The sequence below is a fragment of the Rhodococcus sp. IEGM 1351 genome (genome assembly GCF_030056875.1).
GTDB lineage: Bacteria > Actinomycetota > Actinomycetes > Mycobacteriales > Mycobacteriaceae > Rhodococcus_F > Rhodococcus_F opacus.
In genome coordinates this window covers 143785-164183 of record NZ_JASHKU010000013.1, presented here as the reverse complement: position 1 = coordinate 164183, position 20399 = coordinate 143785, and the positions used below count along the sequence as shown (strand labels likewise).

Annotated in this window: 1 protein-coding gene (running past one end of the window); it reads left to right on the top strand. The window is 68.9% G+C overall.

The features are described 5' to 3' along the window. On the top strand, positions 1-20399 hold the 3' portion of the coding sequence (locus QM806_RS23010; RefSeq protein WP_283292971.1) for a non-ribosomal peptide synthase/polyketide synthase. It extends 9139 nt beyond the left edge of the window; the window shows 20399 of its 29538 coding nt (coding positions 9140-29538); the start codon falls outside the window, past its left edge; it ends in the stop codon at positions 20397-20399.

The window sequence follows — 20399 nt, the reverse complement described above, 5'->3', positions numbered from 1 at the left end:
TGCGTGCATTCATGTCCGGAGCATTGCCCTCGTACATGCTGCCGTCGGCCGTGGTGCTGCTCGACGAGTTCCCGCTGAACACGAGCGGGAAACTGGACCGCGCGGCCCTCCCCGCGCCGGAGTTCTCCTCGGCTGCAGGTGAATACATCGCACCGTCCACGAGTGTCGAGCACTCCGTCGCCGCGGTGTTCGGCACGGTGCTCGGACTCGACCGGGTGAGCGTCCACGACAGTTTCTTCGACCTCGGCGGCAACTCCCTGATCGCCACCCAGCTGGTGTCCCGGATCCGCAGCGAACTCGACGTGCCGCTCGCGGTGCGGGACCTGTTCGAGTCGCCGACCGTCGCAGAACTCGCGGCCCGACTGTCGCAGTCGGACAGTGCGGACACTCGACCGGCACTGACGCGGCGCGAGCGGCCGGAACAGGTTCCGTTGTCGCCGGCCCAGCAGCGCATGTGGTTCCTCAACCAGTTCGACCCGTCGTCTCCGGCTTACAACCTGCCGTTCGCGGTGCGGTTCACCGGGGCACTCGACCGGGCGGCACTCGAGGCGGCCATCGCAGACCTGATCGAACGCCACGAAACGCTGCGCACGGTGTTCCCGGATTCGGCGACCGGTCCGCACCAGGTCGTGCGCGACACCGGCGACGCACCAGTGAATCTGTCTGTCGCCGCCGTCGGTGAGGACGACCTGGAGACCGTCCTCGGACGATTCTTCACCACCGGTTTCGACGTCACGACCGACCTGCCCGTCCGCGTCACGCTGATCGGGGTGGGTGCCGACGACCACGTGCTGGCACTGGTGGTGCACCACATCTCCGGCGACGGCTGGTCGATGGCACCGATGGTGCGCGACGTGATGATCGCGTACGCGGCTCGCACACGGGGAGAGTGCCCCACCTGGACGGCGCTTCCCGTGCAGTACGCCGATTACGCCCTCTGGCAACGTGACCTGCTCGGCGAGGAATCCGACCCCGACTCGGTCGCGGCCCGGCAACTCGACTTCTGGGCGAACACCCTCGCGGGTGTTCCCGAGGAGCTGGATCTCCCGACGGACCGGCCGCGACCCGCGGAGCAGTCGTACCGCGGTCGGCACGTCGACTTCGCCGTCGACGCGTCGACGCACCGCGCGTTGGCTGCGCTCGCACAGTCCCGGCGGGCCACGCTGTTCATGGCGGTGCACACGGCGCTCGCCGTCCTGCTCGGGCGTCTCAGCGCCTCCTCGGACGTCACCATCGGCACACCCGTCGCGGGCCGCGGCGAACGCGAACTCGACGATCTGATCGGCATGTTCGTCAACACGGTGACCCTGCGGACCCCCGTCGATCCGGGTTCGGCGTTCACCGACCTGCTCGACCATGTCCGGGACGTGGATCTCGCGGCGTTCTCCCACGCCGACGTCCCGTTCGAACGGCTGGTGGAGGTCCTCAGCCCCACCCGGCACGCTGCCCGCCACCCGTTGTTTCAGGTGATGCTCACCTTCCAGAACCTCGAGCAGACCACACTCGAACTCGACGGACTCACACTGCGCGGACTCGACACCGACATCGACGTCGCGAAATTCGATCTGCACCTCACCCTCGTCGAGCGGTTCGATGCCGACGGCGATCCCGACGGGATCACCGCGCAACTGACCTACGCCTCGGACCTGTTCGACGAGGCCACGGCTGCCGCCATCGCCGCCCGATTCACCGCGATCCTCGATGCCGTCACCACGGACTCGGGCACGCGTGTCGGCGACATCGAATTGCTGGACGCCGGCGAGAGCGCCGCACTGACGCACTGGAACTCGACCGACCACGACGTTCCCGTCGCCACCCTGCCGGATCTGTTCGATACACAGGTGGCGCGGACTCCGGGTGCGACGGCGGTGGTGTTCGAGGACGCTGCGCTCACGTATGCGGAGTTCGATGCCCGGGTGAACCGGTTGGCGCGGTATCTGGTCGCGTGCGGTGTGGGGCCGGAGTCGCGGGTGGTGCTGGCGATGCGGCGTTCGCTCGACCTGGTGGTGGGGATGTATGCGGTGGTGAAGGCCGGGGGTGCGTATGTGCCGGTCGATCCGGATCATCCGGTCGATCGCATCGGGTACGTGCTCGACTCGGCGCAGCCGGTGTGTGTGCTGAGCACGTCCGCCGATCGCGGCGATCTTCCCGCGATGTTCCCGGTGATCGAAGTCGACGCGCTGGACCTGTCGGAATTCGGGTCGCATCCGATCACCGATGCCGACCGGGTCGCTCCGTTGCGCCCGTCCAATACCGCCTACGTCATCTACACGTCCGGGTCGACCGGTAAGCCGAAGGGTGTCTCGGTGCCGCACGCGGGCATCGTGAACCAGTTGGTGTGGATGCAGTCGGAGTACCCGCTCACCGCGCGGGATGTGGTGTTGCAGAAGACGGCGACGACGTTCGACGTGTCGGTGTGGGGGTTCTTCTGGCCGTTGCAGGTCGGTGCGGCGATGGTGTTGGCGAGTCCGGACGGGCACCGGGACCCGGGGTATCTGGCGGAGGTGATCGACGCGCAGGGGGTGACGGTCACCGATTTTGTGCCGTCGATGTTGGATGTGTTCGTTGCGTCGGTACCTTCCGGCTCGTGTTCGAGTCTGCGGCATGTGTTCGTGATCGGTGAGGCGCTTTCCCCCGAAACCGCAAGTCGTTTCCGGGCGCTGTCGTCTGCCGGGTTGCACAATCTGTACGGGCCGACGGAGGCCGCGGTGTCGGTGACGTACTGGGAGACGTCGGACGCCGACGACACGACTGTGCCGATCGGTGTGCCGGAGTGGAACACTCACGCGTACGTGCTCGATTCGCGGTTGCATCCGGTCCCGGTGGGGGTGCCGGGGGAGCTCTACCTCGGTGGCATCCAGTTGGCGCGGGGGTATCTGGGCCGGGTGGATTTGACGTCGGATCGGTTCGTGGCGAATCCGTTCGGTGATACCGGGGCGCGGATGTACCGGACGGGTGATCTGGTGCGGCGTCGGAGGGACGGGGTGCTCGAGTACATCGGGCGTACCGATTTCCAGGTGAAGTTCCGTGGTCAGCGGATCGAGTTGGGGGAGATCGAGGCGGTGTTGCGGTCGCATCCGGAGGTGACCGGTGCTGCGGTCCTCGTCTACTCGGATGCCGCGACGGGTGATCATCTCGTGGCGTATGTGGTTCCCGCCTCCGGTCGCGCTGTCGACGCCGCGGCATTGCGTGCATTCATGTCCGGAGCATTGCCCTCGTACATGCTGCCGTCGGCCGTGGTGCTGCTCGACGAGTTCCCGCTGAACACGAGCGGGAAACTGGACCGCAAGGCCCTCCCGGATCCCGAATTCGGCTCGAATGCAACCGAATACGTGGCACCCCGCAACGAGGTGGAGCAGACGGTCGCGGACGTGTTCGCCGACGTCCTCGACGCCGGCCGGATCGGTGTGCACGACAGCTTCTTCGACCTCGGCGGCAATTCGCTGTCCGTCACCCGGGTGACCGCGCGCATCACCGAGGCGACCGGAACCCGGCTGTCGGTTCGTGACGTGTTCGATGCGCCCACCGTGGCCGCACTGGCGTTGCGCATCGACTCCACCACGAGTGCGGTGCGCCCGGGCCTGACTGCAGTGACCCGGCCCGCCCGCATCCCGCTGTCGCTCGCGCAGCAGCGCATGTGGTTCCTCAACCAGTTCGACGCCGACTCCCCGGCCTACAACCTGCCGTTCGCGGTGCGGCTGTCCGGCGCGATCGACACCGCAGCGTTGGCGGTGGCGTTCGACGACGTCGTCGAACGCCACGAAACGCTGCGCACGGTGTTCCCGGACGGCGGGGACGGCCCCGAGCAGATCGTGCTGCCCGCCTCCGACGTCTCTGTGACACTGCAGCCGGTCGACGTCACCGAAACCGACCTCCTCGGCCGAATGCTGGCGTTCGCGTCCCGCGGATTCGACGTCACCGCGGAGACACCCATACGGGCCACGCTGTTCCGCACGTCGCCCACCGAGCACGTCCTGGCGATCTCGCTGCACCACATCGCGGCCGACGGCTGGTCGTTCGGACCCCTCGGCCGCGACGTCATGGTTGCCTACGCGGCCCGCGCCGACGGTCATGCCCCGCAATGGGCGCCGCTCGAGGTCCAGTACGCCGACTACAGCGTGTGGCAGCGGGAGGTGCTCGGCAGCGAGGACGACGCCGAATCCGTCATGTCCGCCCAACTCGGATACTGGACGCACACACTCGCAGGCGTGCCCGACGCACTGCGCCTGCCCTTCGACCGGCCGCGTCCGGCTCAGCCGACGTACGCCGGGCGATCGGTGGGCTTCGGCATCGATCCCGAAACCCACTGCGGCATCCAGCGACTGGCCCGGGAACACGGGGCCACCACGTTCATGGTGGCCCACGCCGCATTTGCGCTGCTCCTGGGACGTCTGTCGGCCACCGACGACGTCGCGATCGGCACCCCGATCGCCGGACGCGGCGAACGCGCTCTCGACGACCTGGTCGGCATGTTCGTCAACACCCTCGTCCTGCGCACCGCCGTTCGCAGCGAAGACAGCTTCGCCGAGTTGCTCCACACGGTGCGCGACACCGACCTCGCGGCGTTCGCCCACGCGGACGTCCCGTTCGAGCGGCTGGTCGACGTGCTCGCCCCGACGCGCACCCCGGCGCATCATCCGATCTACCAGGTTGCGCTGTCGATGAACCCGGTACAGGCGGACGAGTACGAACTGCCGGGATTGCGGATCGGCGTCGAGGACGTGGATCCGGGGGTCGCCAAGATCGACCTCCAGTTGACGTTGGGCGAGAATCTCGACGACACCGGTGCACCGTCCGGGATCCGTGCCGAATTCACCTACGCCACCGACCTGTTCGACGAGTCCACCGTCCGCGACCTCGCGTGGCGACTGCAGCGGATTCTCGAGGCCGTGATCTCCGACCCGGGCACCGCCGTCGGTGATCTCGACCTACTCCATGACACCGAACGGGCAGCTCTCGTCCCGGCAACGGGCAGGCCCGGACTCGCACCCGTCACCGTGCCGGATCTGTTCGCGGGTGCCGTGCGCAGCAACCCGGACGGTGACGCGCTCGTTGCCCCGACAGCGGTCGGTGCGTCCGCGGGCGAAACCAGCACGCTCACGTACCGGGAATTGGACGCAGAATCGAACCGCCTGGCGCGACTGCTCGCCGCCATGCAGGTCGGCCCGGAGGTTTCCGTGGCGTTGGCGTTGCCCCGCTCCCGGGAGTCCGTCGCCGCAACCTGGGCGGTCGCGAAGGCGGGGGCGGCGTTCGTTCCGGTGGATCCGGGTTATCCGTTCGAGCGGATCGCGTTCATGCTGGAGGATTGTGGGGCGCCGATCGGGATCACCACGGCCGCGTTGCGGGAGGGTTTGCCCGACGCGACCCAGTGGATCGTGCTCGACGACGCGGAGTTTGTGTCTGCCGTTGCCTCGTATCCGGCGGATGCGGTCACCGACGCCGACCGGACGGGTGTGTTGTCGGTGGATCATCCGGCGTATGTGATTTATACGTCGGGGTCGACGGGTCGGCCGAAGGGTGTGGCGGTCACGCATCGGGGTGTGGTGAATCTGGCTGCGGATGAGCGGGATCGGTTGGGGGTGGGCGCGGGTTCGCGGGTGTTGCATTTCGCGTCGCCGAGTTTCGATGCGTCGGTGTTCGAGTTGGTGATGGCGGTGTGTGCGGGGGCGACGCTGGTGGTGGCGCCGACCAGTATTTTCGGTGGCGCCGAGTTGGCGGAGTTTGTTGCCGAACATGAGGTGACGCATGCGTTCTGCACGCCGGCGGCGTTGGCGTCGTTGGATCATCGGGGTCTGGACCGTCTGAAGACGGTGGTGGTGGCGGGTGATGCGTGCCCGCCGGAGTTGGTGTCGCGGTGGGCGCCGGGTCGGGTGATGGTCAATGCGTATGGTCCGAGTGAGACGACGATCATGTCGTCGGCGACCGGTCCGTTGGTGCCTGGGCGGGCGGTGAGTATCGGGTCGCCGACGGTGGGGGTGGACCTGGTGGTCCTCGACCACCGGTTGCGTCCGGTCCCGGCTGGGGTGCGTGGGGAGTTGTATGTTCTCGGGTCGAGCTTGGCTCGGGGGTATGTGGGTCGGGCCGGGTTGACGGCGGGGCGGTTCGTGGCGTGTCCGTTCGGTGCGGGTGGGCGGATGTATCGCACGGGTGATGTGGTGCGGTGGGTGGTCGCCGCGGACGGCACCTGGGTTTTGGAGTTTTTGGGGCGTAGTGATTTTCAGGTGAAGATTCGGGGGTTCCGGATCGAGTTGGGTGAGGTCGATGCGGTGTTGTCGGCGCATCCGGTGGTGGAGTTCGCCCACACGGTCGGCTATGACGACGGGGGTGGGAGTAGTCGGCTGGTGTCGTATGTGTTGCCGGCGCCGGGCGTAGAGGTCGATACGCGGGTGTTGTCGGGGTTCGTGGGGGAGCGGTTGCCGGGGTACATGGTGCCGTCGTCGATCGTGGTGTTGGAGTCGTTGCCGCTGACCCCGGCGGGGAAACTCGACCGCAACGCCCTGCCCGCACCCGTCTTCGCGCGCCGCAGTGAGTTCACGGCGCCGCAGACCCCGGCCGAGCAGGCGATCGCCGCCGTCTTCGCCGACGTGGTGGGCGAGCCGTCGATCGGGCTGGACGACAACTTCTTCGACCTCGGCGGCAATTCGCTGTCCGCCACCCAGGTCGTCTCCCGGGTCGGTGCGGCTCTGGGTACACGCATTTCCGTTCGCACCCTGTTCGACAACCCCACCGTGCGCGAACTCGCGATCGCCGCGCTGTCCGAGACGACGGTCGAGCGGCCTGCCCTCGTCGCCGGTGAGCGTCCCGCGACGATCCCGCTGTCGCCGGCACAGCAGCGCATGTGGTTCCTCAACCAGTTCGACACGTCCTCGGCCGCATACAACATCCCGCTCGCGCTGCGCATGTCCGGCAGGATCGATGTCGCGACCCTGCGTGCGGCGCTCGGCGACGTCCTCGAGCGGCACGAGGCACTGCGGACCGTCTACCCGGCGACCGAGAACGGGGCGCATCAGGTGATCGTCCCGGTGGAGTCGATCCCCCTCGATCTGACGCCGTCACGTCTGTCCGGTGAAGACCTCACCGGTGCGATCCTGCGGCACGCGTCCGCCGGGTTCGACGTCACCACCGACCTCCCGTTGCGGGTCCATCTGTTCCGCGAGAGCCGCTCGGAGCACATCCTGCTATTCGTCATCCACCACATCTCGGCGGACGGCTGGTCGTTCATCCCCCTCGCTTCCGATGTCATGACGTCCTATGCGGCCCGGACCGCCGGTGCCGCCCCGGCCTGGAACGCGTTGCCGGTGCAGTACGCGGACTACGCCGTGTGGCAGCGGGAACTACTGGGCGACGAGAACGATCCGCAGTCGCTGGCCGCCGGCCAGATCGCCTACTGGAAGCGAACACTCGCGGGCCTGCCGGATCAGGTCGAACTACCCACCGACCGCCCCCGTCCGCCCGCTCCGTCGAACCGTGGCGGCACGGTGCGGCTGGCCCTGGGCGGCGACAGCCACCTGCGTCTGCTGGACGTAGCGCGCACCCACCACGCCAGCCTGTTCATGGTCGTCCACACCGCACTCGCCGCGCTCCTGTCGCGGATCGGGGCCGGCCGGGACGTCGCCATCGGAACATCCGTCGCAGGTCGCGGGGAGCAGTCCCTCGACGGACTCGTCGGCATGTTCGTCAACACCCTGGTGCTGCGCACCGACGTGCAACCGGAATCGACAGGAACCGAACTGCTCGAGCAGGTCCGGCGCGTCGACCTCGAGGCGTTCTCCCACGTCGACGTACCGTTCGAGCAGCTGGTCGACGCGATCAACCCGACCCGCTCCACCGCGTTCCACCCGCTGTTCCAGGTGGCGCTCGCACTGCAGAACCTGCAGACCCCGACACTCGAACTGCCGGGACTGGAGGTGTCCGCACTCGAGATCGAGTCGCCGATCGCCAAGTTCGACCTCAACTTCGTACTCGGCGAACGCCACGACGAGGAGGGGAACTCGACCGGTCTCGATCTCGAACTCGGCTACGCCAAGGACCTCTTCGACGAGGACACCGCACTGCGGATCGGTGAGTCCTTCCTCCGGGTCCTGACCGGACTGACCCGCGATCCCCGAACCACGGTCGGCGACCTCGACCTGCTCGGCGACGATGCCCGGCTGCGTCTGCTCGCCCTGTCACACGGCGCGACACGGGACACGGGACAGCCCACCCTGGCCGGTCTCCTCGACGAACAGGCACGGACGACACCGGACGCCCCCGCGGTGCTCTGGCGCGACGAGGCGCTGACGTACGCCGAGTTCGATGCCCGGTCGAACCGTCTCGCGCGCAGACTCATCGGCGACGGTGTCGGCCCCGACGTCGTCGTGGCGGTGGAGATCCCGAGGTCGCTGGACCTGCTCGTCGCCGTCCACGCCGTGGTGAAGGCAGGCGGCGCCTACACCCCACTCGATCCCGGTCAACCCGAACAACGCAACAGCGACATCGTCGAACAGTCCGGCGCATCCCTGGTTCTCACGAGCAGCGACCTGCTCCCACAGACCGTGACGACACGCTACGGGGTGCGGGCGGTCGTGCCCGCAGACCCGGACCCGGCAGAGTTCGGCGGGGAGCCGATCCGCGCCGAAGAACGGATCGCACCGCTGCGCCCGGACAACACGGCGTACGTCCTCTTCACGTCCGGTTCCACGGGACGGCCCAAGGGGGTCGCCGTCACCCACACGGCGATCGCGGCGCAGCTCGAGTGGCTGCGTGCGCAGTACACGCTCGGCACCGCCGACACGATGCTGTTCAAGACCCCTGTGACGTTCGACGTGTCGGTGTGGGAATGCTTCGCGCCGCTCGTCTCCGGCGCTCGGCTCGTCGTCGCCGAACCCGACGGGCACCGCGACCCCGAGTACCTCTCGGGCGTCCTCCGCGCACACGGCGTCACCGTCGTGCACTTCGTTCCGGCGATGCTGGCGGCCCTGACGTCCGGACCCGGACTCGACGATCTGCCGGCGCTGCGGCACGTGCTGGTCGGCGGCGAAGCCGTGTCGCCGGAGACGATCGACGACTTCCGGGCGTCCCATCCCGCGGAGATCGACAACACGTACGGACCCACCGAGGCGGCGGTGACCACCACCTTCTTCGCGGCGCGGTCCGACAACTCCGACACAGTCCCGATCGGCCTGCCCGTCTGGAACACCAGCGCCCTCGTCCTCGACGGCCGCCTGCGTCCGGTACCGGTCGGTGTCGCGGGAGAGCTGTACCTCGGTGGACTCCAGCTCGCCCGCGGATACCTGGGTCGCCCCGACCTCACCGCCGAACGGTTCGTCGCCGACCCCTTCGCCACGTCGGGCGCCCGGCTGTACCGCACCGGCGACCTCGTCCGGTGGAACGCGGACGGCCGGCTCGAGTACCTCGGGCGCACCGACTTCCAGGTGAAGGTCCGCGGATTCCGCATCGAACTCGGCGAAATCGTGTCGGCACTGCTTCGGCACGAAGACGTGGACCAGGCGATCGTCGTCCCGCATTCGGACTCGCACACCGGCGACCACCTCGTCGGGTACGTCGTGCCGCGCCGCGGAATCACACTGGACCGGGACGCCGTTCTCGCCGAAGCCGCGGGCAGCCTGCCCTCCTACATGATTCCGTCGCTGCTGATCACGCTGGCGGAACTGCCGCTGACACCGAACGGCAAGGTCGACCAGAAGGCGTTGCCAGCACCGGTGTTCACCGTGAAGGCGGAGTACACGGCGCCGCGCACCGAGTCTGAGCGCATCGTCGCCGGGATCTTCGCCGAACTCCTCGGCGTCCCCCGGGTCGGTGTCGACGACAACTTCTTCGAACTCGGCGGCAACTCCCTGTCGGCCACCAAACTCAGCACCCGCATCGGGGTCGCGACGGAGACACGCGTCGCCATCCGCGACGTGTTCGACGCGCCCACCGTCGCGGCCCTGGCCCGGCGACTCGACGGGCACGGTCCGTCCACGGCGATCGCACCCCTGACGGCGGCGGTCCGCCCCGACCGGATCCCGCTGTCACTCGCGCAGCAGCGGATGTGGTTCCTCAACCAGTTCGAGACGTCCTCGCCCGCATACAACCTGCCCGCCGCGGTCCGGCTCACCGGACCGCTGGATACTGCGGCGCTGGCCGCGGCGATCGACGATCTGATCAGCCGGCACGAATCGCTGCGGACCGTCTTTCCTGATTCCCGGGGTGGACCGCACCAGGTGATCCTCGAACCAGGGGAGTTCACCCTCGACGTCGCACCGGTCCGCGTGAGCGAGACCGGGCTGCGCGCGGATCTCGAGCAGTTCCTGCTGACCGGCTTCGACGTCTCCCAGGCCGTGCCGCTGCGGGTGAAGGTGTACTCGCTCGGCGACACCGAGCACGTGCTCGCTCTCGTCGTCCATCACATCTCCGCCGACGGCGTGTCCATGGAACCGCTGATCCGGGACGTGATGATCGCGTACGCGAGCCGCGCGGCAGGCCAGGCGCCCACCTGGGCGCCGCTGCCGGTGCAGTACGCCGACTACGCGCTGTGGCAGCGGGAGGTGCTCGGTGCCGAGTCCGACCCGGACAGCCTCGCCGCCGCCCAGCTCGAGTATTGGACCCGGACACTCACCGGTGTCCCGGACCAGCTGTACCTGCCGGGCGACCGGGGCAGGCCGGCCGTTCCGTCGCATCGGGGTGCGGCAACGCGTTTCACCCTGGATGCCGACACGCACCGGGCCCTGGCCGAACTGGCACGCGCGCACGGCGCCAGCATCTTCATGGTCGCCCACGCCGCGCTCAGCGTCCTGCTGAGCCGGCTCAGCACCAGCTCCGACATCACCGTCGGCACAGCGATCGCCGGCCGCGGCCGGGTGGAACTCGACGACATCATCGGCATGTTCGTCAACACCCTCGTGTTGCGCACGACGCTGGACCCGGGGGCGTCGTTCGTGTCGCTGCTCGAACAGGCCCGGGACGTCGACCTCGAGGCGTTCGCCCACGCGGACCTGCCGTTCGAGCGACTGGTGGAGGTATTGAGCCCGGTCCGCTCCACCTCGCACCACCCACTGTTCCAGGTGGCCCTCGGCGTGCAGGCGGTCTCTGCCGACCGGCTCGAACTGGACGGGCTGTCGGTGGAACCGCTCACCCTCGACGCGAGCATCGCGAAGTTCGACCTGCACTTCACGCTCACCGAGCGCCTCGACGACGTGTCCGAGGCTGCCGGCATCGACGCCGAACTGGTGTACGCGACAGACATTTTCGACGAGAGCACCGCCGCCGGGTACGCGACCCGGCTGCGGCGGATCTTCGAGGCGGTCGTCGCCGACCCGCAGCGGCCGATCGGTGACATCCCGGTCCTCGGCGACGAGGAATATGCGGCGCTCACCCCGGTTCGCGGCGCCGACGCGCGACCGGTGCAGATGCTGCCCGAGATCCTCGCCGACGCCGTCGCCGCGGCACCCGACGGAGCCGCCGTCGTCTTCGAGGGGGAGAGCCTCACCTACCGGGACCTCGACGAACGGTCGAATCAACTGGCCCGGTTGCTCGTCGACAGGGGAGTGGGACCCGAAACCCGGGTCGCGCTGGCGCTGCCGCGGTCCTTCGAATCCGTGGTGGCCGTGTGGGCGGTGGCCAAGACCGGTGCAGCCTTCGTGCCCGTCGACCCCGGCTATCCCGCGGACCGCATTCTGCACATGGTGCAGGACTCCGGGGCGATGGTCGGGATCACCGTGTCCGCGAAACAGGATCTCCTCCCGGACTCGATCCGGTGGATGCTCCTCGACGACCCGGCACTCGAGGTGCGCTGCACCCACGAATCCCGGTTGCCGCTCACCAACCGCGACCGCATGCGGCCGATCCTGTCCGACCAGGTGGCGTACGTCATCTACACGTCGGGGTCCACCGGCCGGCCCAAGGGGGTCGCGGTCACACATCGCGGTCTGATGAACCTGGTGACCGACGAGCGTGAGCTCCTCGGGGTCACCTCCCGTTCGCGGACACTGCATTTCGCGTCCCCGAGCTTCGACGCCTCGGTGTTCGAGATGCTGATGGCACTCGGCGCGGGAGCCACGATGGTCATCGCCCCGCCCACGATCTACGGCGGATCGGAACTCGCCGAACTGCTCGCTACCGAGCACGTCACCCATGCGTTCTCCACTCCGGCGGCGCTGGCGTCGGTGGACCATCACGGGCTCGACGACCTCGCCGTCGTCGTGGTCGCCGGTGACGTGTGCCCGCCGGAACTGGTCGCCCGCTGGGCGCCCGGGCGTCGCATGGTCAACGCGTACGGTCCCAGCGAGGCGACGATCATGTCGTCCATCACCGAACCCCTCCGCGCCGGGGAACCGGTCACCATCGGCGGGCCGAGCCGTGGAGTGCGGGCACTCGTGCTGGACGGCCGGCTGCGTCCCGTGCCGGTGGGTGTGCCGGGCGAACTGTACGTCGGAGGCCCGAGCCTCGCCCGCGGCTACCTCGGACGGCCGGGACTGACCGCCGAACGGTTCGTCGCGGACCCGTACGGCGCGCCCGGCGACCTGATGTACCGCACCGGCGATCTCGTCCGGTGGCGGGAGAACCGCGTCCTCGATTTCGTCGGCCGCACCGACCACCAGGTGAAGATCCGCGGATTCCGGATCGAACTCGGCGAGATCGACGCCGCGCTCACCGCACACCCGCAGATCGAGTACGCCACCACGATCGGGTACGACCACCCCAACGGGGAGACCTCCCTCGTCGCGTACGTGCTGCCGTTCACCGGTGAGGACGTGGACCGGGTCGAGGTCGCGAATTTCGTCGGGCGCACCCTGCCCGCCTACATGGTTCCGGCCTCCGTCACCCTCCTCGACGCCCTGCCGCTCACCCCGGCGGGCAAGCTCGACCGGGCTGCGCTCCCCGAGCCGATCTTCGCCGCCGCGGCCACGACATTCGAGGCGCCGCGGAACCCGATGGAGGTGATCGTCGCCGGCATCTTCGCGGACATCCTCGCGTTGCCGGAGATCGGCATCCACGACAGCTTCTTCGACCTCGGCGGCAACTCGCTGCTCGCCACGCAGGTGGTGTCGCGGATCAACGCGGCACTCGACGTCCACGTCGGTGTCCGTGAAGTGTTCGAGTCGCCGACCGTCGCCGCGCTCGCGGCACGCATCACCGAGACCACCACCCACGGTGTGCGGCGCCCCGCGCTGACGGCCAGGCCTCGGCCCGAACACATTCCGCTGTCGCTCGCCCAGCAGCGGATGTGGTTCATCAACCAGTTCGACACCGCATCGCCCGCGTACAACCTGCCGGTCGCGCTCCGGCTGTCGGGCGAGGTGGACCTGCGTGCCATGCAGATCGCGATCGCCGATCTCGTCGGGCGGCACGAGGCACTGCGCACCGTCTATCCCGACTCCGCCGACGGCCCGCACCAGGTGATCGTGCCCGCCGGGGACGCGGTGCCCGACCTGACACCGGTGGCGGCGCACCCCGACGACGTCCTCGAGCGGGTGCTCGCACTCGTGACGACGGGCTTCGACGTGACCGCGGATGTGCCCCTGCGGGCGCGGATGTACCGCGTCGGACCCGACGACTACGTGCTCGTGATGGTCGCCCACCACATCTCGGGTGACGGCTGGTCGCTCGCCCCACTGGCCCGCGACGTCATGCTCGCCTACACCGCCCGCGCCGAGGGACACGTGCCCCGCTGGACCCCGCTGCCGGTGCAGTACGCCGACTACAGCCTGTGGCAGCGGGAACTCCTCGGCGACGAGGCCGATCCCGAATCGGTCGCCGCCGCTCAGATCGCCTACTGGACCCGCACGCTGGAGGGTCTGCCGGACCGGCTGTCCCTGCCGACCGACCGTCCCCGCCCCGCGGTCGCGTCGCACCGGGGCGCGCACGTGCCGTTCACCATCGACGCCGGCACCCACCGCGCCCTGCTGGCGTTCGCACGCGGCCGGAACACCTCCCTGTTCATGGTGATGCACACCGCGCTCGCGGTACTGCTCGCCCGACTGAGCAACGAGTCCGATATCACCGTCGGCGCACCCATCGCCGGCCGCGGTGAGGAATCCCTCGACGAACTCGTCGGCATGTTCGTGAACACCCTGGTACTGCGCACCCACGTGGACCTCGCGAGTTCGTTCGCGGACAGCCTCGCCGACGCACGCTCTGCCGATCTGAGTGCGTTCGCGCACTCCGACATTCCGTTCGAGCGCCTCGTCGACGTGCTGAACCCGGCCCGGTCCCGCGCGCACCACCCGCTGTTCCAGGTCGCGTTCTCGTTCCAGAACCTCGCCACCACCACACTCGAACTTCCCGGGCTGCACGTCGAGGGACTCGACGTGCCGAACACGATCTCCAACTTCGATCTGCACCTGACACTGTCGGAGAAGCACGACGCCGACGGATCCCCGGACGTGATCGAGGCCCAGTTCACCTACGCCACCGACCTCTTCGACGAATCGACCGTGCGGGCATTCGCGGAACGCTTCACCCGCGTCCTCGCGTCGGTCGTACAGGATCCGGACGTGGCCGTCGGGGCCATCGACCTGCTCGACGGCCCCGAACGGCGCTCGGTCCTCGCCGAATTCAACGACACCGGCGTCGATCTGCCGCCGACGACGCTCGCCCAACTGTTCTCCGCCCAGGCGGCGCGCACACCCGATGAGGCCGCCGTGTTCTTCGAGGGCACCGAACTGACGTACGCAGAGTTCGACCGCCGTGTCGACGCCCTCGCCCACCGGCTGATCGATCGCGGAGTGGGGCCGGAATCCGTGGTGGGACTGGCGATGAACCGGTCGATCGAACTGCTGGTCGGGATGTACGCGGTGCTGCGGGCCGGCGGCGCGTACCTGCCGATCGATCTCACCCATCCGGCCGACCGGCTCGCCTACGTGCTCGAGACCGCCCGCCCGGTGTGCATCCTCACCACGTCCTCGGACGGGTTCGCCGCCGAGAACGTCCCGGTCATCGAGATCGACACCCTCGACCTCACCGCCTCACCACCCGAACCGGTGACCGATGCGCATCGCCTCGCCCCGCTGCGGCCGGAGAACACGGCGTACCTGATCTTCACGTCCGGGTCCACCGGCCGACCCAAGGGTGTCGCCGTGACGCACGCCGCCATTGCGAACCAACTCCGCTGGAAGCAGCACGAATACCCGCTCGACACCACCGACGCCGTCGTGCAGAAGACCCCCGTCACGTTCGACCTGTCGGTGTGGGAACTGTTCTGGCCGCTGATCTCGGGCGCCCGACTCGTCATCGCCCGCCCGGACGGTCACCGCGATCCGGACTACCTGGCGGACCTGATGCGTCAGCAGCGCGTCACGACAGCACATTTCGTGCCGTCCCTGCTGGAGGCCTTCCTGGCGACCCCGGGTGCGGGGCAGCAGCCGGCCCTGCGGCGGGTGCTGTGCATCGGCGAGGCGTTGCCCGTCGACACCGCGGTCCGCTTCCGCCGCCGGTTCGGGACCGTCGCGCTGCACAACCTGTACGGGCCCACCGAGGCCGCCGTGTCCGCGACCGCCTGGACACACACCGCCACCGACGTCGACACCGTTCCCATCGGCGGACCCGAGTGGAACACACATGTGTTCGTGCTGGATGCCCGCCTGAACCCGGTCCCCGTCGGGGTGGCGGGTGAGCTGTACCTGGCCGGCGACCAGCTGGCCCGCGGTTACGTCGCCCGCGCCGATCTGACCGCCGAGCGCTTCGTGGCCAACCCCTTCGGCGCACCCGGTTCACGGCTCTACCGCACCGGTGACGTGGTGCGCTGGCGCGTCCGGGACGCGAGGGGGATCCTCGAGTACCTCGAGCGCTCCGACTTCCAGGTGAAGGTCCGCGGGTTCCGCATCGAACTCGGCGAGATCGAGTCCGCACTGATGTCGAGCACAGGGGTGGGGCAGTCCGTCGTCGTCGCCCACCAGCACCCGCACACCGGGACCGCCCTGGTCGCGTACGTGGTCCCCGAGGACGGCGCCACCGTCGACTCCGCCGCGGTTCTGGCCGAGGTCGGCGCCGTGGTGCCGAGCTACATGGTGCCCGCCGCCCTCGTCGTGCTCGCGCAATTGCCCCTGACCTCGAACGGCAAACTCGACCGCAAGGCCCTTCCTGCGCCCGACTTCGTGTCGGCGACAGTCGAGTACCGCGCCCCCGCGACACCCACGGAGGAATCGGTGGCCGCCGTGTTCGCCGACGTGCTCGGCGTCGAACAGGTCGGTACCGCCGCGAACTTCTTCGACCTCGGCGGCAACTCCCTCGTCGCCACCCGGGTGATCGCCCGGCTGTCCGAACGACTCGGGCGCCGCGTGGAGATTCGAAGCCTGTTCGAGGCGCCCACGGTCGCCGCCCTTGCGGCACTGCTGGATTCGATCGACGCGACCGCGCCCGCCCGCCCGGCGCTGACGCCGGCCGTGCGTCCCGAACGGATTCCGCTGTCGTCGGCGCAACACCGGATGTGGTTCCTCAACAGGTTCGACCCGAACTCGGCGGTGCACAACATTCCCGTGGCGGTCCGGCTGTCGGGCGCGCTGGACGTCGACGCGCTGCAGCACGCGGTCGCCGACGTCGTCCGCAGGCACGAGTCGCTGCGGACGGTCTACCCGGACTCCGCGGACGGTCCGCACCAGGTGATCCTGCCCATCGACCGGGTGGGGGGCGAACTGTCCGTCGACGCGACGGACGAGGCCGCGCTGCCCGCGCTGATCGCCGGCCTGGTGACCACCGGATTCGACGTCACCACGGAGGTTCCGGTGCGGGTGCGGATCTTCCGCATGTCCCCGACGGAGCACGTTCTCGCCCTGGTGGTCCACCACATCTCCGGCGACGGCTGGTCGATGGCGCCGATGGTGCGCGATGTGATGACGGCGTACGCGGCGCGGTCGGCGGACACCACGCCCGACTGGGCGCCGTTGCCGGTGCAGTACGCCGACTACGCACTGTGGCAGCGGGCACTCCTCGGCGACGAGGCCGATCCCGATTCGGTCTCGGCACGGCAACTCGCGTTCTGGACGCAGACCCTCACGGGCGCACCGGATCAGCTGGACCTGCCCACCGACCGCCCGCGTCCCGCGGTGGCGTCGTACCGGGGCGGCACCGTCGACTTCGCCGTGCCGGCCGACCTGCACGGCATGCTCCTGGGTGCGGCGCGGGACGCGAGCGCGTCCCTGTTCATGCTCGTGCACTCGGCGCTCGCGGTGCTGCTGAGCCGACTCTCCGGCACCGGAGACATCGCCATCGGCACCCCCGTCGCGGGACGTGGCGAACGCGAACTCGACGACCTGATCGGCATGTTCGTCAACACACTGGTCCTGCGCCAGCAGGTCGACGGAGGCAAGACCTTCGCCGAACTGGTCGCCGACGTGCGCGAGACCGATCTCGCCGCCTTCTCTCACGCGGACGTTCCGTTCGAGCGCCTCGTGGAGGTCGTCAATCCGTCGCGGTCCACCGGGCGGCATCCCCTGTTCCAGGTGATGCTGACGTTCCAGAACCTCGACCAGGCGACCCTCCGACTGGGTGATCTGTCGGTGAGCGGTTTCGACTTCGATGTCGACATCGCCAAGTTCGACCTGCAGCTCACCCTGATGGAGCAGTTCGACTCCGAGGGCCGTCCGGACGGGATCGCTGCTCGCCTCACGTACGCCTCCGACCTGTTCGACGAGCCGTCCATGCACGTGTTCGGACAGCGGTTCCTGCAGATTCTGCGCGCGGCCACCGACAGTCCGGACACCGCGGTCGGAGATATCGACGTCCTCGGCGACGGCGAACGGAAGCAGATCGCCGGCACCAACGCGACATCCCACGACGTGCTCGCCGGGACCCTGGCGTCGCTGTTCGACACGAGGGTCGCGGCCGACCCCGACCGGATCGCGGTGGTCTTCGACCGGGACGAGTTGACCTACGCCGACTTCGACTCCCGCGTGAACAGGCTGGCGCGCCGCCTGATCGAGCAGGGCGTCGGCCCCGAGTCCGTCGTCGCGGTCGGGATGCGCCGGTCGATCGATCTGCTCGTCGCGATCTACGCCGTCGTGAATGCCGGTGGCGCCTACCTGCCGGTGGATCCGGACCATCCGGCCGAGCGCACCGCGTATGTACTCGACACCGCACGGCCGGCATGTGTGCTGGTCAGCGGTACCGGACTCCCCGGCGGCGGATCGGTCCCCGTCCTCGACGTCGCGTCCGAGGACTTCTCCGGCTTCGACAACTCGCCCATCACCGATGCAGACCGGCTGTGGCCGCTGTCCCCGGCGAACACGGCGTACGTGATCTTCACGTCCGGGTCGACGGGCCGGCCGAAGGGCGTCGCGGTCACCCACGGTGCGATCGTGAACCGCCTGCTGTGGATGCAGCACGAATACACCCTGACCAGTGCGGACGTCGTTCTGCAGAAGACTCCGGTGACGTTCGACGTCTCGGTGTGGGAGCTGTTCTGGCCGCTGCAGGTGGGAGCCTCCCTGGTGATCGCCGCGCCGGACGGACACCGCGATCCGCGGTACCTGACAGGGCTGATACAGGAACGTCACGTGACGACCACCCATTTCGTGCCGTCGATGTTGTCGGTGTTCACTGCCGAACCCGCTGCGGCGGTGTGTGATTCGTTGCGGTTGGTGTTCTGTTCGGGGGAGGCGTTGACGCCGGAGCAGGTGTCGCGGTTCCGGGCGGTCAGTCGTGCGGATCTGCACAACTTGTACGGGCCGACGGAGGCGGCGGTCGACGTCACGTACTGGGAGACGGGTCCGGCGGACACGCACACGGTGCCGATCGGGCGTCCGGTGTGGAACACCGAGTTGCATGTGCTCGATGCCCGGTTGCATCCGGTGCCGAACGGGGTGGCGGGAGAGTTGTATCTGGCGGGGGATCAGCTGGCGCGGGGATATCTGAATCGTCCGGATCTGTCGGCGGACCGGTTCGTGGCGAACCCGCACGTGGCGGGTGGGCGGATGTACCGCACGGGTGATCTGGTGCGTCGCCGCCGCGACGGTGCGTTGGAGTATGTGGGGCGGACGGATTTCCAGGTGAAGTTGCGGGGGCAGCGGATCGAGTTGGGGGAGATCGAGACCGCGCTCGAGACCCATCCGGACGTGTCGCAGGCGGTCGTGGTGGTGCACCGCGACGACCGCGGCGAGGAAGCGCTGGTGGCGTACCTGGTGGGACGGCCCGCGGCCGACTGGTCCGACGTGCGGGCGCACCTGTCGGCCCGCGTCCCGTCGTACATGATCCCGGTGCACGTCGTGCACCTCGACACACTGCCGCTGTCGGTGAACGGCAAACTCGACCGCAAGGCCTTGCCCACACCGACCGTCCGGTCGGCGGCCGACGAGTACCAGGCGCCGCGGACGGCGGCCGAGCGCGCCGTCGCCACGGTGTTCGCCGACGTACTCGGCATCGACAGCGTCGGAGTCACGGACAGCTTCTTCGACCTCGGGGGCAACTCGCTGATCGCCACCCGAGTCGCGTCTTTACTCGGGTCCGAGCTGGGAATCGACTTCCCGCTGCAATGGATGTTCAGCGACCCCACGCCGGAGTCGCTGGGACAACGCATCCAGAAGTGGACGAACGACGGGGTGGACGGTGCGGGTGCGTCACTCGACGTGCTTCTCCCGATCCGCACGAGAGGGACGGCGGAGCCGCTGTTCTGTGTGCATCCGTTCATCGGGCTCGCCTGGAGCTACGCGGGGCTCGGCCGCGAGCTGACCCAGGACCGGCCGATCTACGGGCTGCAGTCGCCGGCGCTGACCGAGGACGAGCTGCACCTGGAGACGATCACCGACTTCGCGGCCCGCTACGTCCGGGAGATCCGTTCGATCCAGCCGCACGGCCCGTACCACCTGGTGGGGTGGTCGCTGGGTGGAGTCATCGCTCACGAGATGGCGGTGCAGTTGCAGGACGCCGGTGAAGAGGTGCGTCTGCTGGGGCTCCTCGACAGCTATGTCGGGATCGACCGCAGCGTGGAGAACTCCGCGACCACCGCGGATCTTCTCGGCGGAGTCGGCCTGGACCTCCCGGACGACAGCGTGCTCGACGAACTCGCGCCGGACGGGCAGTTCGACGCCGAGCGTGCGGCGGCACTGCTGCGGGTCGTCGGAGGGCCGCTGGCGGCGCTGACCGCTCCCGAACTCGGACGGATCTACGGCAATGCGCTGCGAGCCCCCACACTGATCGACGCACACCGGCCGAGGGTGTTCGCGGGCGATCTGGTGTTCTTCACCGCCGCCCTGGACGACGGTTTCCACGTGGACCCGGTGACCTGCTGGGGACAGTTCGTGCGCGGGAGCATCGTCGAGCATCCGGTGGACGCGACGCACTGGACGATGACGACGCCGGCTGCTCTCGCCGCGATCGCACCGCACCTCGAGCGTTCGCATCGTCGGCCGCGGCACGCCGCGCCCGACACCGGCAGGGACAGCGATCCCGACGACAGCGCGAACCGGCCGCACTCGGTGCGCTGA